The sequence below is a fragment of the Catellatospora vulcania genome, assembly GCF_009720385.1.
Classification (GTDB): domain Bacteria; phylum Actinomycetota; class Actinomycetes; order Mycobacteriales; family Micromonosporaceae; genus Catellatospora; species Catellatospora vulcania.
Map to the genome: position 1 here is coordinate 207240 of NZ_WARX01000007.1, position 22734 is coordinate 229973.

Consider the following 22734-nt stretch of genomic DNA (forward strand, 5'->3'; position numbering starts at 1 on the left):
GAGCGGCCGCAGTTTCCGCGGCCGCCCCCGGTCTGCTAGCCGAGCTGGTACGGGTACGCGGGCCCCGGCGGGTCCTCGCCGACCCGGCCGTCGACGGACTCCCGGATGAGGTCGGCGTGGCCGGTGTGCCGGGCGTACTCCTCGATCATGTCGACCAGCAGCCGGCGCAGGGTGAGCAGGCTCCCGTCCGGCGCCGTGTAGACGGTGTCCACGCCCGTCGTCATCAGCACGTCGTTCACCGCCCGCCGTGACCGTTCGACGGCCTGTTCCCACAGCTCGTACAGCTGCGCTGCGTCGTCGTCGGCGGCCGAGCGCCATTCCCAACCGGCCTCGCGCTCATGGTCCTGCCACGGCGGTGGCAGCTCGGCCCCGGCCAGGTCACCGGTGAAGTTGACGTCCTCCATGTACGCGAGGTGCTTGAGCAGCCCGCCGAGGGTCATCGTCGAAGTGCCGGCGCGCTTGCGCAGGGCAGCGTCGTCCAGGCCGCCGCACTTCCAGGCGAACGTGGCCCGCTGCCGCTCCAGGGAGCCCAGCAGGGTCTCGGCCTCACCGGCGATGGCCGGCGGCTCGGGGTGACCGACCGCGTCGACAAACGTCATGCGGGACGACTACCCAGCAAGGCGGCCGCCAATCGCCCGCGCGATCATGCGCCGGGCATGGCGATCTTGCCGCGCATCCCGGGGTGTACGCCCCGGGGATGGCCGCTGTGCTCGGCCACGCGCTGCAGCAGCGCCAGCAGTTGCCGCCGCTCGTCGCCGTCGAGGCCGGTCAGCAGCTCCTCCTCCTCGGCGTCGGCCACCGCGACGGCCTCGGGCAGCAGGGTGCGGGCGGCTTCGGTCAGGTGGATCGCGTGTGCCCGCCGGTCGGCGGGATGCCGACGGCGTTCGGCGAGCCCGCGCTGTTCGAGGTCGTCGAGCAGCCCGACCATCACCTTGCGGTGGATGCCGAGCGCCTCGGCGAGCTGCTGCTGAGTCCGGCCTTCGCCCTGGGCGAGGTGCATGAGCAGGCCGAAGTGGTTGGGTTGGATGCCCAGCCCGACCAGGCGCTCGGTGAACCGCGACGCGGTGTGGAAGCCGAGTTGCGACAGCAGGAAGTTGGTCCGCTCGCCGAGTGGTCGGTTCGATGGCTCAGGCACCGGAGTATTGTACGTCCGAGAAATTGTCCTGTACGGTAACAATCACTGAGACTCCGTATTTCGCGAAGGGCACCCCGATGAAACTGACGGTCTTCGGAGCCACCGGCGGCATCGGCGGGCACATCGTGCGCCAGGCGCTGGACGCCGGGCACACGGTGACCGCCGTGGTCCGCAGCTCGGCGCACTTCGACCTGCGGCACCCGGCCCTGGAGGTGGCGACCGTCCCCGGGTTGACCGATCCGGACCTGCTGCTGCCCGCGGTGACGGGCAGCGACGCGGTCCTGTCTGGCGTCGGCTCCCGTGGCCGTGACGCGGGCACCGTGGCCTCCGACGCCACGCGCGGCATCCTCGCCGCCATGGCGGCGGGCGGGACTCGCCGTTTCGTCGCGGTGAGCGCCGCCCCGGTCGGCCCGATCCCCGACGGAGAGGGCTTCTTCAGCCGCCGCGTCCTGCTGCCGGTCATCAGCGCGGTCTTCTCCGACGTCTACCGGGACCTGACGGTGATGGAGGAGCTGATCCGGGACAGCCGGACCGAGTGGACGGTGTTCCGGCCGCCCAAGCTCGTCGACAAGCCGGTGACCGGCCGCTACCGCACCGCCGTCGGCGCGAACGTCGTCGGCGGCCACACGATCTCCCGCGCCGACGTGGCACACGCGATGCTGGCCGCGCTGGCCGACCCGGCGACGGTCGGCCGGCCCGTCGGGGTCGCGTACTGATTGCGACGCTGGATAGATCTCGGCGGTCGCCTGTGACAGCATCCGCACCGTGAACAAGCGGGTGGTGCGAATTCCCGCCCCGGGCCCGAGCGGGGCGCCGCCGAGCGCACGGACATGGCACCATGCGGCATGGCCGACATCAATCCGCGAAGGATCGCCGGGATCGTCCTCGCCCCCGTGGTGTGCGTGGCGCTGCTGGTGACCGGGGTGATCGCACTCCTTTTCGGGTATGGCCTCACCGGCGACATGACGATGGACCACGCGGACGTGGACTTCGTATACCTGCTGGGGACGGTCCTCGTCTGCGCGCTGGCGGCGGTGGCGGCGTACCGGATCGCGGGGCTGCTGTGGGCACGCGGCTGGTGGGCGCTCGTCGCGGTGCTGGTCCCGGCGGTGGTGTTCGCGATCCTGCAGCTCGATGAACGATTCGGCAAGTGGGAGTCCGGCCTGGTCTGGCTCGCGGGGCTGGCGGCGGTGCTCGCGGTGGCCTCGGTCCTGGCGCGGCGCGGCCTGCTCCGGGCGGCCTGGATCGTCGGGGTGCTCGGCGTGATCGTCGTGGCCGACGTCGCGGTGCTCGTGCAGCTGTGGTCGTCGTCCGGCATGGACGGCGAGGAGGTCGTCATGCTCGATCGGGCGTACGCGCCGCTGTGGCTGCTGTTCGCGCTCGCCGACTACGACTTCGGCCTCGACCCGGCGTCGTGGCACATCGGCGACTCTCTTGACCTGCGGGAGGTGGGCTACCCGCTGTTCTCGATGAGCGCGCTCGGCTACGTCGTGCGCGCGATGCGGGGCGAGCCGAAGCTGCCCGCGGCGGAAGTAGTCTGAGGAACCTGCCGTCAGGCTGTCGATTTCGCGCCGTCCGTCCTTCTGGAGCTGCTGCAGGTGTGGCCGTCGCCCGTGGTGGCGCTGAACCGGACCGTGCCGCTCGCGATGGTCGCCGGACCGCGGGCGGCGCTCGTGGAGATCGAGTTGCTGGAGGGCGAACCCGGCCTGGCCGGATACCAGTACCTGGCCGCGGTCAAGGCGGACCTGCTGCGCCGGTGCGGCCGTACGGAGCAGGCCCGTGAGGCGTACCGCCGGGCGCTGGTCGGCACCGCGAACGAAGCCGAACGCGCGTTCCTGTCCGAGCGGCTGACCGGTCTGGACACCGAGCCTGCCGAGGGCTGAGCGGCCCGGCCGAACCGGAGTACGCCGGCTCAGTACAGCTGCATCGACCCGGTGCGTTGCGCCCGTGCTTCGCCGATCCGCAGCAGCGCCGCGGTGCCTGCGACCAGCAGGAGGCAGAGTATGCCGAGCAGGCCCAGCGGCCCGGCCACGCCGCTGAGGCTTTCGGCGTCCAGCAGGGCGCCGCGCAGCACGGCAAGGCTGCTCGTCAGCGGGAATGCCAAGCCGATCGCCTTGATGGCGAACGGCATCGCGAACAACGGCAGCCGCACCCCGGCGACGAACCACAGCGGATCGTCCAGGAGCGTGTAGAGGAACGCCGAGTCGCGGGAGAAGAGCAGCAGGCTGTTGAGGAACGTGCCCCAGACGACGGCGGGGATCACCAGGGCGAGCGCGGCGACCGCGTACATGCCGGGATGGGCGACGTGCAGGGATCCGCTCGCCGAGGCGGCGGCGACCGCGAAGCAGCCGGCAAGCCACGTGTTCTGCACCAGCGCCCCGGTCCCGTTCGCCAGCACCAGCGCGAACCTGCTGGCGGGGGACAGGAAGAGCAGTTCCATGGTGCCGCTGATCCGCTCGAACGAGAAATGCCAGGCTGACTGGACGAGCGAGAAGTAGAACATGTAGGCGAACGCGCCCGCGGCGAGGAAGGCGAGCAGCCGCACCGGCTCGGCCGCCACCGGCCAGCGCTGCCCGATCCCGGGCGTCTCCAGCAGGGGCAGCATCGTGTAATACGTGGTCGCGAGTTGCAGCACCGGCCAGATCAGCATGGAGAAGACGACGAGCGGGCCGCCGAATATACGCCGGTGCTGCTTGAACGCCTCCGCGCCGATGACCCGCAGCGCGTGCCTCACGAACCCACCACCGACGGCTCGGGGGCGGCGTCGGCGAGGGCGATGACGGCGTCCTCCAGCGTGGGCGGAGTGACCTCGAGCCGGGTGATGGCCCCACCGGCGGTGACGATCGTGGTGGCGAGTTCCCCGGCCAGATCCGCACTGTGGCGGAGCGTGTAGCGGGGCCGCAGCTCGTCGTCGACACCGGTGGTGAGCTGGGCGCCGGTCCGCATGGCGAGTGTCCCGACGGCGTGGTCGACGTCGTCGACGGGTGCGGCGAGGGTCACCTCGACCGTGTGCCGGCGCTCGGCCAACGCGGTGAGTTCAGCCGGTGTGCCTCGGGCCACGAGTCGTCCCGCGGCGATGACGAAGATGTCGGCGCACAGCTGTTCGACCTCGGCGAGATAGTGGGAGGTGAGCAGGACGCCGACGCCGTCGCGGGCGAGTTCCGCCACGACGGCGCGCAGGTCCCGGGCGATCGGCGCGTCCAGGCCGAGGGTGGGTTCGTCCAGCAGCAGGTATGCGGGCCGGTTGATCAGTCCGCGGGCGATCGACAGACGCTGGCGCATCCCCTTGGAGTAGCGTTCGACCCGCTGGTCCGTCGCGTGCTCCAGGCCCACCAGCGCCAGCAGTTCGGCGATGCGTGCTTTGAGCTGCGCTTTGGGCACGTCGTAGAGCTGCCCGAAGTACCAGAGGTTCTCCCTGGCGGTCAGGCGCGCGTACACCATGCGCTCACCGCCGGCGATCATGTTGATCCGGCGGCGGACCTCGCGCGCGTCCTTCACCAGGTCCAGGTCGTCCACCGTGGCGCGGCCGGAGGTGGGGCGCAGCAGCGTCGCGAGCATCCGGATCGTGGTGGTCTTGCCCGCGCCGTTGAGCCCGAGCAAGCCGGTGACCTGCCCGGCCGGGATGCGCAGGCTGAGCCCGTCCACGGCGGGGGCGGCCCGGAGCGGCTTGCCCGGCTTCCACCACGGCCGCTCCACCACCGGGTAGGTCTTGCACAGGTCGTAGGTGGCGATGGCGCTTGTCAAGCGCTTGCTCCTCTCGTGATGGCACGCCGCTCGGCGTGCGGTAGGACCAGCAGGCCGATGGCGGCGTAGAGGCAGCCGAGGGCGAGGCAGCTCGACAGGTCGCCGATGACCTGATGGATGGGCGCGGCGTGCAGGGTGGCGGCGCGCAGCACCCGCATCGCGGCAGTGGCGGGCAGCAGCTCGCCGAGGAAGGTCAGCGGCGCAGGCAGCAACACGGCCGGGAAGGTGAAGCCGCACAGCAGCCCGACCACGCAGAACAGGGTGTTCTGGGTGATGTGGGCCTCCCCGGCTGCGATCATGATGGCGCTGAGGGGAATGGACAGCCCGAAGACGGCGACGAACGCGACGAGGATTCCCGCCGCGAGGCTCACCGGATCGGGCGTCGGCAGCCGTACGCCGAGCAGCAGCGCCGTCCCGAGCAGGCAGCACAGTTCCAGGATGGACGTGATGAAGGCCTGCGCGGCGACGCCGAGCAGGTAGGGCAGGCGCATGGCCGGCGTGAGCAGCTGGCTCACCAGCGTGCCCTCACGCTGCTCGGTGATCTGCGCTTTCGCCACCCACAGCACCATCCGGGTGGTGAACATGAGCGCCGCCGCACCCACCGTGACGTAGCCGAGGTAGTCGGACGTGCCGGACGAGGCTCCGAACCAGGCCGAAACCCGCCCGCCCCCGATCGCCCGATAAGACAGCAGCGCCACGACGATCGTGAAGACGCCTGGACCGAGCGTGCCGATGAAGTACGACCACGGGTAGGCCCGCTGCATCACCAGCCAGTTGCGCTTCAGCGTCGCCCACGCCGTCACCATGCGATCGCCCCTTAGTTTCTTTTGGGAACCCACTGGGTTTCGATTGGGAACGTATCATGGGAGAGGTCTGGAGGGAACCCTGATGATCAAGCGACGCGACGACGAGACATGCGGCATCGCTCAGGCCGCCGCCGTCATCGGCGACTGGTGGAGTCTGCTGATCCTGCGCGAGATCGCCCGCGGCCACCGCCGATTCGACCAACTCGCCGGCGAGCTGCAGATCTCCCGCAAAGTCCTCACCGAGCGCCTCGGCCACCTCGTCGAGCACGCGGTGGTGACCCGGCAGCCCTACCAGAGCAACCCTGTGCGCCACGAGTACCTGCTGACCCCCGCCGGGCACGGGCTGCTGCCGGTGCTCGTCGGCATGCAGGACTGGGCCGACCGGTTCGTGCTCGGCGACGGGTCACTGACGGCGACGGCCCCCGGCGGCGACGCCGACCGCGAGGCGGCCAGGACCAGGGCTCTGACGGGCAGCCGGGTACCGGCCGGGCTCGCCCTGCCCGGCACGCACGGCAACGCGCGCGACGTGGTGGGCGACACCGACCTGACCGTGCTGTTCACCTACCCCGCCACCGGCGCCGCGGTGCCCCCCGGCTGGAGCCGGATTCCCGGCGCGCCCGGCTGCACGCTGGAGAACCGGCTCTTCCGCGACGCGTGGACTCTATTCGTCCAGGCCGGCGCCACCGTCCACGGCGTCAGCACCCAGCGCCCGGATGAGCAGGCCGCCTTCGCCGACATCGAGCAGATACCGTTCCCGCTGCTGTCGGACGTGGATCTGGAATTCGCCGCCGCCCTCAGGCTGCCGACCTTCCGTGCCGCGCAGCAGATCCGGTACAAGCGGGTCATCCTGGTCATCGACCGTGACCGGATCGTGCGGCACAGCATCTACCCGGTCACCGACATACCGAGCGCGGTCAGCGAGGTGCTGGAGCTGGTACGCGGTGCGGCATGACCGCGGCGCCGACGGCCTGCCCGATGTCGTCGGGCCATCGGCGATCTCGATTGGTGAGAGTTGAGCCACGGCGGGAACCGGACCCGCCGGGTCGTCGACTGGTGACCGCCGTGACCGATGTCGCGGCGTGACCTCATCCTCCGGAAGGTTCGCCCTATGAAGACCGCTCTGCGTACCGCCGTGGTCGGCCTGGCCGCCGCCGCGACCGTCGCCCTGGTGGCCGCGCCCGCCGCTGCGCACGTGACCATCACCCCGTCGACCACCGCGGCGAACGCCTACACGATCCTGACGGTCTCGGTGCCGCACGGCTGCGACGGCTCCGGCACCACCAAGGTGTCGATCAAGATGCCGGAGAAGATCATCGCGGTCACGCCCACGGTCAACGCGAACTGGACCGTGGACAAGGTCATGGCGGACCTGAACCCGCCGGTCAAGGACAGCCACGGCAACGAGGTCACCAAGCGGGTGTCCGAAGTCGTCTACACCGCCAAGACGCCGCTGCCCGACGGCATGCGCGACGCGTTCGAGCTGTCGCTGAAGCTGCCCGACGCGGCGGGGGAGACCCTCGTCTTCCCGACGGTGCAGACCTGCGAGAAGGGCGAGACCCCGTGGGTCGAGGTCGCCGCCTCCGGGCAGAACCCCGACGAGCTGGCCCACCCCGCACCGGCGTTCAAGCTCACCGCCGCGACCGGCGGCGGCCACGCCGCCCCCGCCCCGTCGACCTCGCCCGCCGCCGGCGGGTCGCAGGCCTCCGATGCCGACTCGGGCAGCGACACCCGCAGCTGGCTCGCGCTCGTGCTCGGCGCGCTGGGCCTGATCGCCGGTGGTCTGGCCCTGGTCCGCTCCCGCAAGACCGCGTGAGCAGCACCGTCACCGTGACCCGGCGAGCGGGGTCGGCCGTGCTGGCCCTGCTCGCCGGGCTGCTCGGCGTGCTGGCCGCGGCATCCCCGGCGTACGCGCACGCGACGCTGCTGGGCACCGACCCGGTCGACGGCGCCGTGCTGCCGAAGGCCCCGGCGCAGGTCACGTTGACGTTCAACGAGCCGGTGGCGGTACGGCCCGGCGCGGTGCGACTGCTGGACGCCCAGGGGACGCAGGTGTCGGCCGAAGCCCGCAGCGTCGACACCACCGTCGTGCTCACCGTTCCGCCCGCCGCCGCGGACGGGACCTACCTCGTCAGCTACCGCGTCATCTCCGCCGACGACCACCCGATCTCCGGCGGATTCAGCTTCTCCGTCGGCGCGCCCAGCACCACCGGCGTGACCGTCACCGCCCCGGAACCCGACGCCGCCGTGCAGCTGCTGCGGCGTGTCAGCCAGGGCCTGCTCTACCTCGGCGTGCTCCTCGCCACCGGCCTGCTGGTCTTCGACGTGTTCCTGCTGACCGGCGCGTCCGTCACGCTGCGCCGCAGGCTGTGGCGGACCGCAGCCGGGGCGGCCGGGGTCGTGGCGGTCGCCGCGGTGCTGTCCATCCCGGTCACCACCGCGTGGCAGGACGTGGCCCCGCCCGGCGCGCTGCTCAGAGCCGCCACCTGGTCGGCGGGCCTGTCCTCGGACACCGCGCTCAGCTCCCTGCTGATCGTCATCGGGCTCGCCGTCGCCCTGGCCGCGGCCGGCCAGGTCACCTCCCCTGCGGCGGCACCCGGCACCGAGCCGCCGCGGCGAGTCGTCGCGGCCACGACTTCTGGGTTGTGTCCACAACCCAGAAGTTGTGGAAGGCGCGAGACATACCGCCTGGAGCGGGCGGGGCGGTCGGCCCTGACCGCGGCCGGGGCGGCGCTGGCCCTGGGCTCGCTGGCGCTGGTCGGGCACACCCGCACGTTCGGCCCCGCCTGGCTGGTGCTGGCCGCCGACCTGCTGCACGTGGCCACCGCAGCCGTGTGGCTGGGCGGTCTGACCGGCCTGGTGCTGACCCTGGCCCGCGCCGCGGCGATACCGGCGGCGGCCGCGGGCCGCACGGTGGCCGCGTTCTCCCGGCTGGCCGCGCTGCTGCTCGCGGTGCTCGCCGCAGCCGGAACCGTGCTGGCCTGGCGCATCCTCGGGTCGTGGGCGGCGCTGACCGGCACCGCGTACGGCCGCTCCCTGCTTGTCAAGATCGGGATCGCGGCAGTGGTGGTGGCAGTGGCCGCCTACAACCGGTGGCGCCTCGTCCCCCGGCTCGGCGTCGACACCGACGGCCGGGCGCGACGTCGCCTGTCGGCCACCGTGCGCGCCGAGGCGCTGCTGCTGAGCGCCGCCGTCGCCGTCACCGGAGTCCTGGTCACCCAGAGCCCCGTGCCCGCGCCCGCCGCGGCCCAGGCCGCCCCGGCCGGTCCGCGTGTCGTGGAGGCCGCGCTCGGCACGGGCAGGGCCGTCGCCCGGCTGACCCCGGGCGGCATCGGCGTGAACTCCCTCGAACTGACGCTGCTGGCCGCCGACGGCAGCCCACTGCAGCCGATCGAGGAGCCGGAACTGACCCTCACCCTGCCGGCCGCCGACATCGGCCCCCTGGACAGGCCGCTGTCACGGACCGGGCCGGGCCGCTACGAGGCCGTCGTCGACCTGCCGCTGGCCGGGGCGTGGCAGCTGACGGTCAGCGCCCGCACCGGCAAGTACGACAACCCGTCCGCCCGTCTCACGGTGGAGATCCGATGACGACACGTCTGGCCCGCAGCACGGTTGCGGTCCTCGCCGGTGTACTGGCCGTGCTGGTCGCCGCCGCGCCCGCGGCAGCGCACGTCGAACTGGTCCAGGCGCAGGCCAACGGCGACGGCACCACCACGCTGACGTTCGGGTTCGAGCACGGCTGCGAGCAGGCCCCCACCACGGAGCTGGTCGTGGCGCTGCCGGAGGGTGTCACCGCGGCTCGTTTCGCAGGCACGGCCTCCGGCTGGACCGGCACGATCAACGGCGACCGGGTCCGGTTCACCGGCCCGGCGATCGCCACGGGCACCGCTGCGCGGTTCCACGTCGTCACGAGGATCAAGGCCGCGGTGGGCCAGACGCTGATCTTCCCGGCGATCCAGCACTGCACCGGCGGGGCCACCTCGGCCTGGATCGACCGGACCGCCGACGCCGAACATCCCGCACCCCGCGTCGTCGCCACCGCGGCGATGCTCGCCGAGCAGGCCGCCGCCGTGCCCCCCGCCGCCGTGCCACCCAAGGCCGCCGCACCGCGTGACGCCGGCGCGGGCCTGCCCCAGGCGCTGGCCGGAGTCGCGGTGTTCGTGCTGCTGGCGGGGGTCGGCGGCGGGCTGGCGGCACGGCGGCCTCGGGTGGGCGGTCGGCCGGCAGGCGGGTCCCGAACTCGTGTCGGAGTGGAGTGCGGTTCCATGGCAGCGCCGGGGCGGTCGCGTCGTTGAGCAGGTCATGACCATCGCACCGCGCACGATGCAGGAGCCCGTTCCTGACCTCTGCGAATACCGCCTGCACCGCACCGACGACGAGGCCGCGCTGGACGGCGTCGAGGTGCCGGGCCTGGCTGCCCGCTTCTACCGGCGCACGCTGCCCGGCGGGCGGCTGGCCAGCGTCGGTCACTACACCCTGGCGGGCCGGGACCTGCTGATGGCGTGGGGCTTCGTCGACGAGGAACACTGCCGCTTCCACGTCGTGGTCGAAGCCGGCAGTGGTTGGGGCTCCACGGTGCGGGGCTGCCCGCGGGTGGACTTCGTGCGCGACGGCGACCTGGTCACCGGCCTGCGGGTGCGGGCGGCCGACGGCGGCTGGTCGCCGGGCCCGGTCCTGGCGGCTGCCCGGCGCTGAGCCGGGCAGCCGTGGTGGACGCCGGGCCTATTCGGCGCTCGGCTGCGGCGCGAGGGCCGGGGCGGGCGCGTGGCGGCGGACCAGCCACAGCGACGTGCCGGTCAGCGTGAGTGCGGCGGTGAACAGGACGGCATGCAGGGCCGGATCGATGATCGGGACGAATGCGATGACCGCGACCGGCAGCTGCACGAGCCCGATCAGGGCCGCCATCCGGCCGCGACGCTGCGGCCCCCAGGTGAACGCCGTCACGATGGGCGACAGCACGACGGCGAGCGTGAGCACGTCGAGGATGGTGTGCGCCCACGGGTTGGCGACCCGGTTGTGGGCGAACGCGTAGGCGGGGGAGGCGACGAGCAGCAGCCCGGCGGACAGGGCGGCGGTGGTGAGCAGTCGACGCATGGCGACCTCCAGCACGATGGTCAGGTCGGATCACGTTCTGTTACTCCACGGTAGGCCCGCAGTGGACGCCGCCGGTAGGGCAACGACATGAGTGAATAGAGCCAGGTCGGAGATCGTCTGCTATATGGCGGGCCCGGCGACGCCTGCCGTGCCGCCGGGCGGTCGGGGTGACCGCCCGGCGGCAGGGTTCAGCGGCGGAATGCCGCCTCGGCCAGGTGCGGGCGCACGGCGGAGCGGGTCGCGGGCGCCTGCTCGCCGCACAGCTGCGCGGTGAGCATGGCGAAGGTGGCGTCGGCGATCGGGTCGGGCTGTCCGGGCGCGACGTAGTGGGTCATGTTCTGCGCGACGGTGACCTGGCGGCGGCCGTCGGGGCTGTGCCAGGAGATGGTGGCGTGGCCGAGCACCAGGCCGTCGTGCCCCCACACCAGCCCGCACGGCAGCGCGTTCGAGTACAGGCCGAGGCCGTAGCCGCCGTACTCCGGCGCGCCGGGCACCCAGGGCACGGTGGTCTGCATCTGGGCGAGCTGGGCGGGCCGCAGCAGCCTGCCGGTCAGCAGCGCCCGGTAGAACGTGTTGAGGTCGCCGGTGGTGGAGACGAGCTCTCCGGCGGCCCACGCCCAGGACATGTTGTAGTCGGCGAAGTCGACGAGCGCGCCGTCGTACCACGGGATGTAGGCGGCGGCGTGCGGGCCGTGGATGCGCGTGCCGGTGCCGGGCAGGTACGTGTGGCGCAGGCCCAGCGGCCGGATGATCCGCTTGGTGATCTCGTGGGCCACCGGGTGTCCGGTGATCTTCTCCAGGATCATCCCGGCGAGCACGTAGTTGGTGTTGGAGTAGGACCATGGCTCGGTCGTCGGCGGCTGGCCCAGCCCGATGGCGGCCAGTTCGGCGGGCGTGAAGGTGCGGCGACGGTTCTCCTCCAGCGAGGCGTCGGTGGCGAAGATGACGTGGTCGTAGTCGGCGATGCCGCTGGTGTGGTTGAGCAGCATCCGGACGGTGACCCCGGGGCGGGCGTACGCCGGCAGGTAGTGGCCGATCGGCGCGTCCAGCCGCAACCGGCCCTCCCCGGCGAGCTGGAGCAGGACGGTCGCGGTGAAGGTCTTGGTGATGCTGCCGACACGGTGGCGCATGCCGGGCCGGACGGACGCGCCGGTGGTGACGTCGGCGAGCCCGGCGGCCGCGGACTGCCGGTGGCGGCCGTCGACGGCCTCGGCGAACACTCCGGGCATGCCGGCGGCGGTGATCGCCTCCAACTGCGGGCGCAGGGTCGTGCCGGTGGCGGCGGCGGGTGCGGCGCCGGTCAGCAGGACCAGGGCGACAGCGGTGCCGAGGGCGGCACGGATGGGCGTTCTCTTCATCATTCCTCCCCTTTGGACAGCTGCCATGGTGCCCCGTCCGCACGCTGTTGCCGTCAATCGGGCGAGGGAGGCGGCCGTCGGCCGCGCGGAGGACGCCGCCGTCGTCCTGGCGGCGTAGACGCGCCGCTCGGGCCGGGGCATAGCGGTTTCCCTGCTCCGGGAACCGGGTGTTGATATGCAACTAGTTTCATAGAATGCAGTGCCTCGTACCTAGGCGAACCCGTTCATCACTGAAGACCAGGTCAGCAGCTATATCGCAGGGCTCAGATCCCGTCTCGTCCCGGCAGGTTCCGGGAAGACTGTGACACGCAGTGTGAGAGAAGTTCTGGGGGTCTCCGACAGAAGGGGAGACCATGAGCACCGAACCGCCGGGGGAGTCCGGCACCGAACTGTTCCGTGGGCACCGGACCGCCCAGGAACTTGAAGACGAACTACGTCACGCTCTGCGCGGCGTCGAGCTGACCGAGCACGACACGCTAGTCATCCGCTGGATCGTCCGCGTCCTGGACCTGTGGACCGTACGCGCGCTGCTGAGCCTGCTGCACCGGCTGCGCCGCGTGGCGAGGGGCGCGGCATGAACCGGCTGCGGTGGCTGCGTGTTCTCAACGGCACCCTTGCGGTGCTCGCTGGCGTCGTCGTGGTGATGGGCTTCATCGCGGTGGTGGGAGCCGGCTTCGCGCTGTCCTACGACGCGCTGAAGGCCGTTGCAGTGAGTGCGCACATGCGAGCCGACCTCGCGTGGCTGTTCCCGGTCACCGTGGACGGGGCCATGGCCATCGCGACCATCGTGGCGATCGTCATGAAGAAGATGGACAAGCCCACCTGGTACCCGTGGATCGTCGTCGGCGTCGGCGCGGTCATCTCCGTCATCTGCAACGGGCTGCACGCATGGAACGCCGGAGGGGACGAGATCGCCATGGCGGTCTCCGCCGTGCCGCCCCTGCTGTTGGCGCTCTGCGTGCACCTGCTGATGTCTCTCGTCGAGTCCATCGGGGCATCGGTGGCCGTGGCCGCCGAGGAAGCCGCCAAGCCCACCCCGGCGCGGAAGCCAGCTCGGCCCAAGCCCCAGCCGGCCTTTTCAACGCCTGAAGATACGGCTGCTGGCGCTCCGGCCGAAGGTGATGGTGGAGATCTCGACGGTGGAGAACTTCAACGGGTGAAGAAAGGTCGTCGCGGAGTTGCGGGCGAGAAGACTAGGTGGAAGTCCACCGACCTGCTGCGCGCCGTCGAGGAGCTGAAGGCCGCCGAGCCCGGCATCACCAGGGAGCAGCAGGCGGCGCACCTGGACGTGAGCACTCGGCGCATCAGGCAGGTGGTGGAGAAGTTCGCCGCGGCGTGACTATGGCGACGACGAAGGGCCGGGCGGTCAGCCCGGCCCTTCTTATACAGCTGTTGCGGCTTCGCGTTGGTCCTCAGTAAGGAGTTCAGAGGGCCGGCTTCGCCCCGGCCGTTCTTGGGAACAGCACATCTAGACTCTCGCCCCAGCTCTTCAACGCCGGGTTGTCGACGTTGCCGTGGTAGCTGAGAACGCAGCTGACCCCGTCGTAGTAGGCAGACGCGGCAATCTCGGCCAGGCGTTCGAGGTGGCTGTAGTTGATCTGCCTGCGAGAGGTTCCGTCGCCTTGGTCCACCAGTGTTCCGGTAAAGCCGGGGTGACCCTGCGGGTGGGCGCCGAGGGAGAGCGCGTCATAGACCTCGCGACCGTCGATCGCCCATCCAGCGGTCTTCCCGAAGTGGCCAGCCAGGTCAGTGAACATCAGGTAGGTCTGGTCCGCGAGGATCGGGAGATCTGACTTTTCGTCCAGCGGCAGCACCAGCTTGTCCTTGTCATCGACGCCGGTGGCGAACATCTCGGTCAGCTTTGCGATCCCGGATTTTCTGATCTTGGAAAGCTGCTTACTGTCGGCTGCGCGGTCAGCAGCCGGGATTGACATCTTGCGAGCTTTCCGCCACTGATCGAAGCTGGCGAGGTCGGTGAGTTGCTGGCGTGCGCAGCGGACCCGATGGTCCACGGCTGGGTCGAGTATCCAGACGGCTCGGCTGATGTACTCGAACGCGGACCTGGCAACGGTGCCGGGAACGTCCTCGAACCGGTCCGCCACGAAGAGCAGTCCGAGCGCGTCGAGGTGGATCGCCGCCTGGTGCATCAGATTGACCGCCAGTTCTCGCGGACCTTTCAGCGAGCCCTGAGACCAAGGAGCGACAGTCTCGCCGGATCGCTGCACCTTGCGCGACAGAGCCTTGCTGAAGTCCTTCGCGGCCTGCGACCCGGGCCGGGGCTCAATGCTGAAAGTCGAGAGGTGGAGGTCGCGGGCCGTCAACAGAAGTTCGCCGATCTCCTGCAGCCGCTTGTGCTGGTCTGCAGTGAGTCCGATACAGCTGGTCATGAGGAGCAAGGATATGAAAGACACCTAGGTTTCGCAATTGGATTATCTCGTGCAGATCGGACATGGCGTTGAAGCCATACTCTGCCGTCGTGAACGATCCGTGGGGAGTAGTCCTGGGCGCATCGCTCGCCCTCGTCGGCACCGTGCTCGTGCAGGCGTGGCTCGTACCGAGGACGCAGCGCAGAATCAGGCAACGCGAGCGCTGGGAGAAAGATGTCCGGGAACTTGCAGACCTACTGGCCAAGCCCGTTCTGATCGCGGTCCGGGACCTGCACGTGGCTATGCGGCACCACGCCATCATGCGCATAGCGCTCAAGGCCGGGGACTCCGACGCAGGCAAGGCGCACATGCAGACCAGAGTCGACGTAGCGGCGGATAAGCAGGAGGCCATCGAGACGCAGGCGGTTCAGAACACCGCGCTAGTCCGAACCCTCGTCCTACGTCTTCAGTACCTCAACCCCGACGCTGAAGCATGGAAACAGCTGCGCAAGATTCACGGGCGGTTCGTGATGTCCTGGGCGCGCCTCTACATGACAGACAAGCCCTTGAAGATGCCAACCACGGACACGGTCGACGACGTGGCGAAGAACCACGAAGAGGCCATCGAAGAACTGGCCGCCTGGGTCGAGGTGTTGGCAAAGGTGAACGAACCGCCGAAGCGGCCTGCGGCGCACCGCCGTGTTCAGCAGCGAGTCCGCAGGCTGGGTTCAGCTAGTCGGTCAAGCTCGTGATCCTGGATGACAACCTTGCGTGCCACAAATAACGTGGGGCATCGGCTGGGAGGCATCTGAGGAGATCGGTGACAACGAGCAAGCACCTTCGTGCACGTGCATCGACCGTCGTGGCGTTCCACGACTCACTGGTCGAGATGCTGAGCCATATGGAGCGGGTCGAGAAGTGGCGATCTGTGGTCCACGAGATGCAACCGATGCTGGGTCAAGAGCAGGTCGTTGCGAAGCTCGACAACCAGACATCACGCCTCGCAGGACGCGCCATGGCGGCGGCCGGTGAATACGAAACCGTACTCGAACTCACTTTGCCCCACGACATCGGTCCGGACGACGTTCCCGTCATCCAGCGGTGGCGTCACACCCTCGACTATCCGGAAGCGCTGGAGCCAGCGCTTCTCCTGGGGACTCTGCTACAGATCGCTGGCCGCATTGAGGGCGAGGCCGAACTGTTGGAGCGGCAGGAGCGAACCCTTGCTGGGAGAGTCGCGAGGTTCATCGGCTTCCCGGCTGACGTGCGAGCCATTGCTGGACAGACCAGCCCCGGTGCGGGACGAGCCGGGTTCATCGTTGCCATTGTTGCTCAGGTCATCGGCACACTTGTGCTCTTCGGGCTCGGCGGCTGGCTCGGCATCAGCCTGATCTGACCGCCCACCTGGTGCCCCCTGGCGCTGTCGTTCTAGCCTGCTGCCGTGAAGGATCCATGGTCAATCGTCCTCGGCGCTGCGCTTGCACTCATAGCCACCGCAGCCGTTCAGCGGTGGCTCATCCCGGACACGCAGGCGAAGACACGCCAGCGGGAGCGCTGGGAGAAGGACGTTCGGGAACTGGCCGACTTGCTGGCGAAGCACATGTTGCCAGCCCTGTTCGAACTCTCGAACGCAACGTATACCGCTGTTGAGCTTGATACCGAGATTCGGTCGTCACCACATCCCGACCACAAACGGAACCAAGCTTCCGTGAAGGCGAAGTTTGAAGAACATCGTCGGCTTACGAAGGACTACGACAGCCAGATGGGGCTCGTCGAGATCTTGGCAAATCGACTTGAGCATCTGAACAGCGACGCTGATGGGTGGTCCGAGCTCAACGAGCTGCGCAGCGCGCTGGTAGGGGCGTGGAACGACTTCTATGTTCGAGGAGACCGGGCTAAAGGTTGGCCAAGCACGGAGACCGTCGACGAGACGGAGCTGCACCTGTCGATAGCCATCGAGAAAATGTCGAGGTGGGTCGAAGGACTGGCCAAGCTGAACAAGCCGCCGAAACGGCCCGCGGTACACCGCCGCATGTGGCGACGGGTTCGCAGGCTACGTCTGGCTGATCAAAACGCCTGATGGCCGACTGATACGTCCGCTCCGTCACCGACGCAGACTCTTCAAGAGCGCCCTGCCGCGTGCCAGCAGCTCGTCGTAGGTGACAAGCTCAATATGACGGCTGTTCGTCTGCCACCGGGCGATCTTGCGCGCTCCACGCGCGTCGAGCGCTGTACGCATCCCCATGACCAGTAACCCCGCCGGCTCCGCGATGCCGGGAAAGCGCGTCTGCGCGTACGCCACGTTGTCAGCGACCCACTGCTGGAAGTCCATGACTTGGCCCACTGCGTGGGTCATGCGCCCTGCGAAGTCATGCCCGACTGTCAGCAGCGCGTCTTGCGGACGTTCGATCTCGACGACGACGTATCGCCCGTCGTGACGGCGTATCACGAAGTCCGTTCGGAACTCCAGTCCGAGCGGCGCAGTGGGGAACACCTCGGCCGCGAGCGGATCCAGGATGACTGGGTTGGTTTGTAGGAACTCTTGGTACTCGGCCTCGGGCCTTTCTCCATCGATCAGTTCGGCGAACTGGTTGAGAACGGTTCGGGTAAGGCGGATGGTGGCATCGGCACTGGCGCGCATAAACCTCGCTGCGAAGCCGTCTTTGTCCCCGACATCGTGAGCCAAAGACAGGCAGGCCCAGAAAAGGTCCGGGTACTGAGGGCTCTCAACAATCAGGTCGTCTAGTAGGTCAGAGGCAAGGCTGCGTAGCTCGTCGCTCAGGGTCTCCTGGTCGATCCTTCCTGGCGCGTCGAACGCGGCTGGCTTGCCGCACGCTGCGGACCACAGCGCGTCAACGGCAACCCGGCAGAGCATCGTGTTCCAGGCAGTCCGTGCTGCGTAGGCGAGTAGGTTCAGCCCCTCTGCTCCGTGCGCGATGGCCAGGATGGCAGCGATTTGCGGTCCGCCCACATCCTGGAGCGGGGTGTTGTCTACCTGTGTCAGGCGTATGCGTAGCTCGCGAAGGATCTCATCGACGTCTCCAACGTCACGCGTGTAGTACTCCCACAGTCCCTGGAGATAATCGGCGTAGTCGCCTTCAGCTTCGTCAGGATCGAACAGCTCCACCACGCTCAGATGATGGCAGCCGCCCACGACACCGCGGTACCTACGACGCACGGCCAGCCACCCAACTGAAACGTGGATGCGATCAAGCGCCTACTGGGACGATGCTCGGACAGTGGGTGACCTCTTCACGCAGAACAAGCCGACGGTGTACAGCGACACTGCCTGGATCGGCTACTACAACGGCGAGAGCGGTCTCGCGGACGGCTTCGCTCAGGCAGGCGATGCAGTCTTCGAGGCATGGCGGGCGACCTATCGCCCGAACGACAAGCTCCTGCTGCCGATGGTCTACAACTACCGCCATGCCATCGAACTGGCACTGAAGGTGGCAATCCGCACGGCCTCGGAGCGGCTGAGGTTCGCCGGCCAGGATGACCCAGAGCTTCAGCCGGAAGCGATCGAAGCGGCGTTCAAGAAGACCTACAAGCACCGCGTCGAACCGCTGGGCAAGCGTCTCGTCGAACTCCTGAAGTGGCTACAGCTCGGCGATCTGCCGGAGCAAACGACCAAGATTCTGGCGCGACTGCACAACCTTGACCCATACGGTGAGGCGTTCCGCTACGAGGGCAACCTGCGAACGTCGGCGACGACCGTGGACGTGCCACGTCTTGCCGCGCTGTTCCGCGACACGTTCGACCTCATCCACGGTGGGGTGCTGACGGAACTGGACGTATTCGAGGACTACCAGATCGACATGCTGGAGAACTTCGGAGGAGTACCGCGGCTACCCAAGCCGGGCGTAGCTGACGAAGAAGACCTCGCCCTCGACACCTGAGTGACTAAGTCGTACGCTGACAACGGTGCGAGCCATGGGAGTGCCCCGCCTTCTTCCACGAGGGCGGGGCGATTCTTCTTCGCACCACGAAGCGTTGATCGCGAACGGCGCTCACAGCAGACTGATGCCATGCCCGCGCTGAACGCTCTCGTCGGAGATATCACGAAGCAGGCCGTAGACGCCGTCGTCAACACCGCGAACAGTGTCATGCGCGGTGGTAGCGGTGGCGTGAACGCCGCGATCCACCGTGTCGGAGGGCCGGCGATCCTGCACGACTGCGTCACCCGGTTTCCAAACGGGCTCGCCATCGGTGACGCCGGGTGGACGACCGCGGGGAATCTGCCTGCGAAGTGGGTCATCCACACGGTCAGCCCTAACCACAGCGTTGGGCAGACTGACCGTGGGCTACTCGCATCCTGCTACCGGCGCGCGCTGGAGGTCGCGGACGAGCTCGGCGTGCGCAGTCTGGCGTTCCCGCTTATTGGCTCTGGCGCATACGGCTGGCCTCGGCCTGAAGCCGTCGCCGCAGCTGTCGAGACGATCGCCTCCTCAAACACCCGCGTTGACCAAGTACGGCTCGTGGTCGCCGATGAGGACTTCCTCAAGGAGGTCCGTCGGGTGCTGGCGCGTTCGACGCCGATACGGATCCTTCAGGGCGTGCAAGTTCTGCACCGACGCGGCTATCACAGCGTGCGCGTTCTACCGGGGATGAGCGCGTCTGGCATGTACTGGCGCGTTGCGGTCACCGTTGCAGACAACTTGGTCAGCGAACACGGCTACCTTCACGTACGCGATGAGAGGAGCGCGGTCTCCTACACGACGGGCACGCTGACCGAGTTCGCGGGCGGAGAGGTCACTGTGACTACCGCCCCCGAAGCAGTCGCCGATCTCATCCTCGCTGCGCTGCCCCCGATCGAAGCCACCCACGACGGTCCCGAATATGCCTCCTGGTTCGCCCAACTCATGCAGCTCGTCGAGCGACACAACGAGCCGCCGATCGCGTACGCCGACTACTTCGATGACGCACGAGGGTGGGAAGTCGGCTGGGGCAACGGCATCAGGCACCCGCACCCGCCGTTGCCGACAGGCCGTGGAGAACGGTCGAGCTAACGCATAACGATCAGGCCCAGTGAGCTTGGTTGAATGGGTAGGGCGCCAGCGACCCTACCCACGCTTGACTGCGTTACAGCTGATCCAGACTGCATGGCCGCCGAAGTCGACGCGTACTTGGGCAACCGCGCCGTACCCGTGTGTGGCGACTACTTGACCACGACCGAACGAGGGGTGAGTTACCCACTCTCCGACGGACAGAGTCGAGCTGTCAGCACGTGCGCTGGTTGTACCAGCCGCTTCGAGAGACTGGCGTCGCGATGGAGCATCTGCGGACCCTCGGCGACGGACGTTGAAAAGCTCGGCGACCTCGTTGTACCGGGCTCCCTCCGCAGACACTGGCCGGCGTGCTGGTGCACGGACGTTGTCGGCGACCAGTTCCAGTGGGTCGTCACGTAGCAGCAGCCACACTGCCTGCCTAGCAAAGTTCACCTTCACCTGCGCGAGCGTTCCAACGCCCTGTACGGCGACTACCGAGCCGACGCCACGTGAGTGGTGACGGACTCGATTGCCAACCTGGTACTGCTGACCCGTTGCACTGTCGAGCTGTTTGGTACGAGTAGTCGGCTCAGAGGCTTCCGAGACAGGCTCGGACGCGGAGGCGGCCCGCATCGCCGGGAGAGGTGGGCTACATGCGTCGACCGCGGCTACGGCGGCGTTATAGGCAGCACGTACCTTCTCGATCTCACCATCGCGGTCACGCCACCAGTCGGTGGACAAGACGCGGTGGAACCGCCAGCCGACCTCCTCCAGGCGCTCCTGGCGGATGCCATCGTTCATGCGCGCCTCGGGCGACGAGTGGTACGTAGCTCCGTCGGCTTCGATCGCCAACACAAAGATGCCGGGCCTGGTGGGGTGCCTGACCGCGAAGTCGATGCGGTACCCCAGAGACACCCACTGAGGTTCGACCTTCATGCCGGCCTCTAGCAGACGTACGTACACCTGGGTCTCGAACACGTTCAGCGAACTGTCGCGGATCGGGCGGGAGCGCTTGCGTCTGCGGTAGGGCCTGGAGGATGCACCGTGCGAAGTTACGTACTGAGGGCGGCGTTGCTGCTGTCGACGAGCAACCTTCTCCCGGTAGCGCGGAGACAGGGCGCTGAGCACCACTACGGCAAGCCCGTAGAGCAAGGCACCTACGATGTAGACGACATACCCTGCGACGACCAGTAGCGGGATGAAGCAGAAGATGAAACCGAGAATGTCGCCGTCCACGCGCCGATGCTAGATGCACGGGCAGTTCGGCACCTCAGCTAGCCGTCCATGGTTGTCGCACCCTCGTAGCGGGACATCGTGTAAGAAACGTCGCGTCGCCCGAACCGCCGGGGGAGGGCTGGTTGAACTCCTCAGCGAGCTGGAACTTGTCCAAGTTGATGCCGATGGCGAGTGTTACAGTATTCTCGATTTAGTGAGGTCCAAGCCCTTTGACCCCCCCACACTTCCGAGCGTGAATTCCCTGGTTGTGCCGGGTCTTCGTTGAAGCATGCACTCCTACTACGGTTACATTTTCGTCAACCAGGGTTGACATCACCGACCGGCGGACGCTCACCGACGATGCGCGTCGTCACCTGCCAAACGCGTGTCCGCATGCCAGCGTTCTCGCGATGTTCCGCTCTCGCTCTGACGTCCTAGCCTGAGCCGATGCCCCTCACGGATTCTCCGAACGTCGCCGACGTGGTTCGGGCGATCAGTAGCTTCATCGGGAGCTGTGTCGCCGTACGTGCCGCGGCGTCCGCAGGTGTGGTTGGTTCTCAACGAAGTTGATCCGGGAACGTTCTCGGCAGGCACAGCCGGTGCAGCACCCGCTTGCGCGGCCAGTGCATCATTGAGAGACGCCGATGAGCCCGTCCAGCGGCTGTTAACTCGACGTCAACTATGCCGTAGGAGAGTCGTATGGACCCGGAAGGGCGATCCCCTGAGCCGCTCCCGAACGAGGCAGCTTCAAGGGTATGGAGTCATCTTTTGCATGAGGACAACATGTTCATGCAGCGCGGCAACTTCTTCATCGTGGCGCAATCGATGTTGATCGTCGCTTACTCGGCGCTGGTGGTCCAGACGCCTATCGCATCACCCTCTGGGCACGCAGTGGCCGCCTTCGGGGTACTGCTTGCGATCGTCTGGCTCTATGTTGGCCACCGTCACCGCCGCTATGTTCAGCACGTGGACCGGCGGGCACGGCACTACCTGAGCGATTATGCCGCTACTCAAGGTGAACGTCCAAGGAGTCCGTTGTCCACCACGGCACTTCTCGCATACATGCTTCCGTCCTTAACTGTCCTTGTGTGGGTTACGTTACTGAGTACGGGCTAGTGCGACTGCGCGGGTTCGTCGCCAGCGGTCTGGCGTCGGAGGCCTTGGCTCGACTGTTTGGCTGGACGGTTGAGCCACCCGCGGAAACTGCGGGTGTCTTGATACCTGTCTGTGGTCGCTACATCCTCTGGGACATCCTGGCGCCCAATAGGGAGGTCAGCGGCGAGACCCTGCGCGGTGGTCGATGACAGCGAGGTCGAGCAGGCCCGCTTCCGCGTCGACCTGATGTACACGGACGCAGTAGGTAGCACCTGGGGGCGCGCGCGTCAGGAGTTGTCCCGACGCCTACGACAGCATCCCGAGCATGGCTGGATCAAGTAGAGTCCTCCGGCCGCAGGGTGTTTGGCGTCGGAGGACTAGCACGAATCTGGAGCCCCAAGCTTCAGCGCTATGAGCCACGCACGGATGGGCAAGACCCGTTCCACCTACGCGAAGAGTAGGACGCGAAAAGTCCGGGTGGACGACTCCACCCGGACTCTGCGTTGAGCTGCGCGCCTGACCTACACGCTTGCGAGTGCGCCCGCCGTGCCTTCGTCGTCACCGGCTCCGGGTGCAGCGCCCTCCGCAGCGTGGTCGTGCGGATGCGCGTGAGCTGACGACTGCTCCGCTTCAGCACGGAGATACACAACCTCGTGCTGAAGCTGTTCGACGCCAGCCTTCAGCCTGACGTTCTCCGTCGACAGTTCGGCCACGGTGCGCTCGTAGTGCGCGATGAGGATGTTCGCGTTCAGGTCCATGGTCTGCATCGGGTGGGCCTTTCGGTTGTCAGCACCTAATCGTGCACAACCGAGTTTAGGCGCGGCTTGACCCTTCAAGGATGCAGTGAAGATGCTGTACTGCCTGTACAGAAAGAGATCGCCCCGCCGGTTGCCCGGCGAGGCGACATCTTCAACTCCTCAGCTCTACCTAAGTGCC

27 protein-coding genes are annotated in these 22734 nt (G+C 68.1%); 16 read left to right on the forward strand and 11 right to left on the reverse strand.

Translation table 11 applies throughout. The annotated features are described in order from the left end of the window. Positions 1 to 35 precede the first annotated feature (35 nt). Both F6W97_RS28980 and F6W97_RS28985 read right to left on the reverse strand, forming a co-directional pair. Entirely contained in the window at positions 36 to 599 is a 564-nt protein-coding gene (locus tag F6W97_RS28980; protein WP_155373720.1) for a DinB family protein, read from the reverse strand. A 44-nt stretch (positions 600 to 643) separates the two neighbouring features. After that, the gene (locus F6W97_RS28985) at positions 644 to 1135 is read right to left on the reverse strand and encodes a MarR family winged helix-turn-helix transcriptional regulator (protein WP_155373721.1); all 492 of its coding nucleotides are present in this window, start codon (positions 1133 to 1135) and stop codon (positions 644 to 646) included. 77 nt (positions 1136 to 1212) lie between these two features. On the opposite strand from F6W97_RS28985, the gene F6W97_RS28990 reads away from it, so the two are divergent. The 3 genes from F6W97_RS28990 (at position 1213) to F6W97_RS29000 (ending at position 3018) form a co-directional block, all read left to right on the forward strand. Beyond that, on the forward strand, positions 1213 to 1851 hold the full coding sequence (locus F6W97_RS28990) for an NAD(P)-dependent oxidoreductase (RefSeq protein ID WP_155373722.1): 639 nt from the start codon (positions 1213 to 1215) through the stop codon (positions 1849 to 1851). A 129-nt stretch (positions 1852 to 1980) separates the two neighbouring features. After that, positions 1981 to 2676 carry a hypothetical protein gene (locus F6W97_RS28995; protein ID WP_155373723.1) on the forward strand — a complete coding sequence of 232 codons (696 nt, stop codon included), beginning with the start codon at positions 1981 to 1983 and terminating at the stop codon, positions 2674 to 2676. Between the two features lie 57 nt (positions 2677 to 2733). After that, complete coding sequence (locus F6W97_RS29000) at positions 2734 to 3018, forward strand: RNA polymerase sigma factor (RefSeq protein ID WP_155373724.1); 285 nt, start codon at positions 2734 to 2736, stop codon at positions 3016 to 3018. A 29-nt stretch (positions 3019 to 3047) separates the two neighbouring features. On the opposite strand, the gene F6W97_RS29005 is transcribed toward F6W97_RS29000, so the two are convergent. Genes F6W97_RS29005 through F6W97_RS29015 form a run of 3 tightly spaced genes read right to left on the reverse strand, consistent with a single transcriptional unit; the run spans position 3048 to position 5685 of the window. After that, positions 3048 to 3869 (reverse strand): ABC transporter permease, encoded by an 822-nt coding sequence (locus tag F6W97_RS29005; RefSeq protein ID WP_155373725.1) that lies wholly within the window; start codon positions 3867 to 3869, stop codon positions 3048 to 3050. Continuing rightward, on the reverse strand, positions 3866 to 4879 hold the full coding sequence (locus tag F6W97_RS29010; RefSeq protein ID WP_155373726.1) for an ABC transporter ATP-binding protein: 1014 nt from the start codon (positions 4877 to 4879) through the stop codon (positions 3866 to 3868). Before F6W97_RS29010 ends, F6W97_RS29005 begins: the two co-directional genes overlap by 4 nt. Then, the gene (locus tag F6W97_RS29015) at positions 4876 to 5685 is read right to left on the reverse strand and encodes an ABC transporter permease (protein WP_155373727.1); all 810 of its coding nucleotides are present in this window, start codon (positions 5683 to 5685) and stop codon (positions 4876 to 4878) included. The genes F6W97_RS29010 and F6W97_RS29015 overlap by 4 nt, the downstream gene beginning before the upstream one ends. Before the next feature lie 82 nt (positions 5686 to 5767). Here F6W97_RS29015 and F6W97_RS29020 point away from each other — a divergent pair, with 82 nt between their 5' ends. From F6W97_RS29020 to F6W97_RS29040, 5 genes are all read left to right on the forward strand, one after another. Beyond that, entirely contained in the window at positions 5768 to 6637 is an 870-nt protein-coding gene (locus F6W97_RS29020) for a winged helix-turn-helix transcriptional regulator (RefSeq protein ID WP_155373728.1), read from the forward strand. A gap of 156 nt (positions 6638 to 6793) precedes the next feature. Next, complete coding sequence (locus F6W97_RS29025) at positions 6794 to 7498, forward strand: YcnI family copper-binding membrane protein (protein WP_155373729.1); 705 nt, start codon at positions 6794 to 6796, stop codon at positions 7496 to 7498. Beyond that, positions 7495 to 9270 carry a copper resistance CopC/CopD family protein gene (locus tag F6W97_RS29030; RefSeq protein ID WP_196279377.1) on the forward strand — a complete coding sequence of 592 codons (1776 nt, stop codon included), beginning with the start codon at positions 7495 to 7497 and terminating at the stop codon, positions 9268 to 9270. Before F6W97_RS29025 ends, F6W97_RS29030 begins: the two co-directional genes overlap by 4 nt. Beyond that, complete coding sequence (locus F6W97_RS29035; protein ID WP_155373731.1) at positions 9267 to 9977, forward strand: DUF1775 domain-containing protein; 711 nt, start codon at positions 9267 to 9269, stop codon at positions 9975 to 9977. The genes F6W97_RS29030 and F6W97_RS29035 overlap by 4 nt, the downstream gene beginning before the upstream one ends. Positions 9978 to 9984: 7 nt before the next feature. Then, positions 9985 to 10377: a hypothetical protein gene (locus F6W97_RS29040; RefSeq protein WP_155373732.1), complete on the forward strand. Its 393-nt coding sequence runs from the start codon at positions 9985 to 9987 to the stop codon at positions 10375 to 10377. Positions 10378 to 10404: 27 nt separating this feature from the next. Here the strand turns inward: F6W97_RS29040 and F6W97_RS29045 are convergent, their stop codons facing one another. Then, positions 10405 to 10776 (reverse strand): hypothetical protein, encoded by a 372-nt coding sequence (locus F6W97_RS29045; RefSeq protein WP_155373733.1) that lies wholly within the window; start codon positions 10774 to 10776, stop codon positions 10405 to 10407. 188 nt (positions 10777 to 10964) lie between these two features. Further along, positions 10965 to 12134, reverse strand: coding sequence for a serine hydrolase domain-containing protein (locus F6W97_RS29050; RefSeq protein WP_230687065.1), 1170 nt, complete (start codon positions 12132 to 12134; stop codon positions 10965 to 10967). 353 nt (positions 12135 to 12487) lie between these two features. Here F6W97_RS29050 and F6W97_RS29055 point away from each other — a divergent pair, with 353 nt between their 5' ends. Both F6W97_RS29055 and F6W97_RS29060 read left to right on the forward strand, forming a co-directional pair. Beyond that, positions 12488 to 12712 carry a hypothetical protein gene (locus F6W97_RS29055; RefSeq protein WP_155373735.1) on the forward strand — a complete coding sequence of 75 codons (225 nt, stop codon included), beginning with the start codon at positions 12488 to 12490 and terminating at the stop codon, positions 12710 to 12712. Next, positions 12709 to 13473 (forward strand): DUF2637 domain-containing protein, encoded by a 765-nt coding sequence (locus F6W97_RS29060; RefSeq protein WP_155373736.1) that lies wholly within the window; start codon positions 12709 to 12711, stop codon positions 13471 to 13473. The genes F6W97_RS29055 and F6W97_RS29060 overlap by 4 nt, the downstream gene beginning before the upstream one ends. Positions 13474 to 13558: 85 nt before the next feature. On the opposite strand, the gene F6W97_RS29065 is transcribed toward F6W97_RS29060, so the two are convergent. Then, positions 13559 to 14521, reverse strand: coding sequence for a hypothetical protein (locus F6W97_RS29065; RefSeq protein ID WP_155373737.1), 963 nt, complete (start codon positions 14519 to 14521; stop codon positions 13559 to 13561). 89 nt (positions 14522 to 14610) lie between these two features. Here F6W97_RS29065 and F6W97_RS29070 point away from each other — a divergent pair, with 89 nt between their 5' ends. From F6W97_RS29070 to F6W97_RS29080, 3 genes are all read left to right on the forward strand, one after another. Beyond that, positions 14611 to 15252, forward strand: coding sequence for a hypothetical protein (locus F6W97_RS29070; RefSeq protein WP_155373738.1), 642 nt, complete (start codon positions 14611 to 14613; stop codon positions 15250 to 15252). Between the two features lie 68 nt (positions 15253 to 15320). Continuing rightward, positions 15321 to 15896, forward strand: coding sequence for a hypothetical protein (locus F6W97_RS29075; RefSeq protein WP_155373739.1), 576 nt, complete (start codon positions 15321 to 15323; stop codon positions 15894 to 15896). A gap of 45 nt (positions 15897 to 15941) precedes the next feature. Beyond that, positions 15942 to 16580, forward strand: coding sequence for a hypothetical protein (locus tag F6W97_RS29080; RefSeq protein ID WP_155373740.1), 639 nt, complete (start codon positions 15942 to 15944; stop codon positions 16578 to 16580). A gap of 24 nt (positions 16581 to 16604) precedes the next feature. Here F6W97_RS29080 and F6W97_RS29085 read toward each other — a convergent pair whose 3' ends face one another. Beyond that, complete coding sequence (locus F6W97_RS29085) at positions 16605 to 17630, reverse strand: Shedu anti-phage system protein SduA domain-containing protein (RefSeq protein ID WP_155373741.1); 1026 nt, start codon at positions 17628 to 17630, stop codon at positions 16605 to 16607. A gap of 109 nt (positions 17631 to 17739) precedes the next feature. On the opposite strand from F6W97_RS29085, the gene F6W97_RS29090 reads away from it, so the two are divergent. After that, the gene (locus F6W97_RS29090; RefSeq protein ID WP_155373742.1) at positions 17740 to 18399 is read left to right on the forward strand and encodes a hypothetical protein; all 660 of its coding nucleotides are present in this window, start codon (positions 17740 to 17742) and stop codon (positions 18397 to 18399) included. A gap of 129 nt (positions 18400 to 18528) precedes the next feature. Next, on the forward strand, positions 18529 to 19509 hold the full coding sequence (locus F6W97_RS29095; RefSeq protein WP_155373743.1) for a macro domain-containing protein: 981 nt from the start codon (positions 18529 to 18531) through the stop codon (positions 19507 to 19509). A gap of 54 nt (positions 19510 to 19563) precedes the next feature. Here F6W97_RS29095 and F6W97_RS29100 read toward each other — a convergent pair whose 3' ends face one another. Further along, on the reverse strand, positions 19564 to 20724 hold the full coding sequence (locus F6W97_RS29100; protein WP_155373744.1) for a hypothetical protein: 1161 nt from the start codon (positions 20722 to 20724) through the stop codon (positions 19564 to 19566). A 678-nt stretch (positions 20725 to 21402) separates the two neighbouring features. Between F6W97_RS29100 and F6W97_RS29105 the strand changes: the two genes are divergently transcribed. Next, positions 21403 to 21819 (forward strand): RipA family octameric membrane protein, encoded by a 417-nt coding sequence (locus F6W97_RS29105; protein WP_155373745.1) that lies wholly within the window; start codon positions 21403 to 21405, stop codon positions 21817 to 21819. A 500-nt stretch (positions 21820 to 22319) separates the two neighbouring features. Here the strand turns inward: F6W97_RS29105 and F6W97_RS29110 are convergent, their stop codons facing one another. Next, positions 22320 to 22565 (reverse strand): hypothetical protein, encoded by a 246-nt coding sequence (locus F6W97_RS29110; protein WP_155373746.1) that lies wholly within the window; start codon positions 22563 to 22565, stop codon positions 22320 to 22322. Positions 22566 to 22734 lie beyond the last annotated feature (169 nt).

Bases quoted from the DNA above. Each gene is read 5' to 3' on its own strand.
- F6W97_RS28980 (WP_155373720.1), bottom strand. From the start codon at position 599: ATGACGTTTGTCGACGCGGTCGGTCACCCCGAGCCGCCGGCCATCGCC.
- F6W97_RS28990 (WP_155373722.1), top strand. From the start codon at position 1,213: ATGAAACTGACGGTCTTCGGAGCCACCGGCGGCATCGGCGGGCACATC.
- F6W97_RS28995 (WP_155373723.1), top strand. From the start codon at position 1,981: ATGGCCGACATCAATCCGCGAAGGATCGCCGGGATCGTCCTCGCCCCC.
- F6W97_RS29015 (WP_155373727.1), bottom strand. From the start codon at position 5,685: ATGGTGACGGCGTGGGCGACGCTGAAGCGCAACTGGCTGGTGATGCAG.
- F6W97_RS29020 (WP_155373728.1), top strand. From the start codon at position 5,768: ATGATCAAGCGACGCGACGACGAGACATGCGGCATCGCTCAGGCCGCC.
- F6W97_RS29025 (WP_155373729.1), top strand. From the start codon at position 6,794: ATGAAGACCGCTCTGCGTACCGCCGTGGTCGGCCTGGCCGCCGCCGCG.
- F6W97_RS29035 (WP_155373731.1), top strand. From the start codon at position 9,267: ATGACGACACGTCTGGCCCGCAGCACGGTTGCGGTCCTCGCCGGTGTA.
- F6W97_RS29040 (WP_155373732.1), top strand. From the start codon at position 9,985: ATGACCATCGCACCGCGCACGATGCAGGAGCCCGTTCCTGACCTCTGC.
- F6W97_RS29045 (WP_155373733.1), bottom strand. From the start codon at position 10,776: ATGCGTCGACTGCTCACCACCGCCGCCCTGTCCGCCGGGCTGCTGCTC.
- F6W97_RS29050 (WP_230687065.1), bottom strand. From the start codon at position 12,134: ATGAAGAGAACGCCCATCCGTGCCGCCCTCGGCACCGCTGTCGCCCTG.
- F6W97_RS29055 (WP_155373735.1), top strand. From the start codon at position 12,488: ATGAGCACCGAACCGCCGGGGGAGTCCGGCACCGAACTGTTCCGTGGG.
- F6W97_RS29060 (WP_155373736.1), top strand. From the start codon at position 12,709: ATGAACCGGCTGCGGTGGCTGCGTGTTCTCAACGGCACCCTTGCGGTG.
- F6W97_RS29065 (WP_155373737.1), bottom strand. From the start codon at position 14,521: ATGACCAGCTGTATCGGACTCACTGCAGACCAGCACAAGCGGCTGCAG.
- F6W97_RS29095 (WP_155373743.1), top strand. From the start codon at position 18,529: ATGCCCGCGCTGAACGCTCTCGTCGGAGATATCACGAAGCAGGCCGTA.
- F6W97_RS29105 (WP_155373745.1), top strand. From the start codon at position 21,403: ATGGACCCGGAAGGGCGATCCCCTGAGCCGCTCCCGAACGAGGCAGCT.
- F6W97_RS29110 (WP_155373746.1), bottom strand. From the start codon at position 22,565: ATGCAGACCATGGACCTGAACGCGAACATCCTCATCGCGCACTACGAG.